Genomic DNA, 923 nt, shown 5'->3' on the forward strand with positions numbered 1-923 from the left:
TGCAGAAACATTACGTATTGCTAAGGTTAACGACGGTTAGATTCACCTCTTACACAGCACCTGACCTTCGTCATCAATCAAGTCGATTTTATTAAGCACTAAAATGGGCTCGATACCCATATCTTCACAAGCCACTAAATATCGGTCGATAATCTGTGGGGTGAACTCAGGTAAAATTGCAGATACCATCAGAATTTGGTCAATGTTTGCTGCAACGACTTTAACGCCATCATAAAAATCGGGTCGAGTAAGCTGTGAACGGCGTTCTTCAATGGCTTCTATAACGCCTGCTAAATCTCCATCACTGACCTTGGCACGACGAAAGAAGACTTCATCACCACATACTAAGCCGCCAACGGTTCTACGAATATTACAGCGTAAAACTTCGCCATCAGACGTTTCTATATCGGCATGTTGGCCGAAACGGCTGATCACCACTGCATTTTCAGTTGGACCTAAATTGTCGGTTTGCCACTGGGTATCTTGTTGCTCGCCATGCTGCTGTTTAGCTTTACGCAAGCGTTTTTGATGGTTGGCACTGATCCGACGGGATTGGCCTTTACTGAGTTTCTTTTGTTTTGCCATAGTTACTTAGCTTGTCACTGATCAAAATTGCAATTAATAAAATTGCCTAAAATCACCCTGTTTACTTTGTGAGCATGGCTTAAATGGGCTATAACTCAATTAAATTAAGCGCTTTTAAAAAAAAAGCTTTAGGTAAACAAGTGAAGCTAATATGATATATCTAATTGCATTGGATCTAAAGGAAGTACCGCTAAGGTAGTTTATGTCTTTTAATGAATCAAATTTGATCTGGCTAGATCTTGAAATGACGGGCTTAGAGCCTAAAACAGATAAAATCTTAGAAATTGCTACGGTTATAGCGTGCTGTGTAAGAGGTGAATCTAACCGTCGTTAACCTT

Annotated in this window: 2 pseudogenes; one reads left to right on the forward strand and one right to left on the reverse strand. The window is 40.3% G+C overall.

The features are described from left to right. Nucleotides 1-63 precede the first annotated feature (63 nt). A pseudogene (rsgA, locus tag ACXAC4_RS21540) lies at nucleotides 64-585 on the reverse strand (GTPase RsgA); the annotation flags it as partial. A 202-nt stretch (nucleotides 586-787) separates the two neighbouring features. On the opposite strand from rsgA, the pseudogene ACXAC4_RS21545 reads away from it, so the two are divergent. Beyond that, nucleotides 788-883 (forward strand): annotated as a pseudogene (locus tag ACXAC4_RS21545) (exonuclease domain-containing protein); the annotation flags it as partial. Nucleotides 884-923: the final 40 nt, after the last annotated feature.

The organism is Pseudoalteromonas sp. AWM4_233 (assembly GCF_056158285.1).